A 288-nucleotide genomic window follows, 5' to 3' on the forward strand; every position below is an offset into this window, starting at 1 on the left:
GCTGCGTTAAAGCGCTCACACTTGTCGGCTGTAAGAAAGACAGACTCAGGGGTCTGTAGCTCAGTCGGTTAGAGCACCGTCTTGATAAGGCGGGGGTCGATGGTTCGAATCCATCCAGACCCACCATGTCTGTGACGGGCAGATCCCTTGGGTATGTATGACTGGGGGATTAGCTCAGCTGGGAGAGCACCTGCTTTGCAAGCAGGGGGTCGTCGGTTCGATCCCGTCATCCTCCACCAATCCTCAATGCACAGCGTTCTGCACGAAGCAGAGCCCTTCGCATTGGCG

Annotated in this window: 2 tRNA genes; both read left to right on the forward strand. The window is 56.6% G+C overall.

Annotated features, from left to right (window positions below):
* Positions 1–49 precede the first annotated feature (49 nt).
* A tRNA-Ile gene (locus VSR34_RS39050) sits at positions 50–126 on the forward strand.
* A 37-nt stretch (positions 127–163) separates the two neighbouring features.
* Positions 164–239: transfer RNA gene (locus VSR34_RS39055), tRNA-Ala, on the forward strand.
* The last annotated feature ends 49 nt before the right edge of the window (positions 240–288 follow it).

This window comes from Paraburkholderia sp. JHI2823, from assembly GCF_038900695.1.
In the GTDB taxonomy this organism is placed as follows: Bacteria; Pseudomonadota; Gammaproteobacteria; order Burkholderiales; family Burkholderiaceae; genus Paraburkholderia; species Paraburkholderia mimosarum.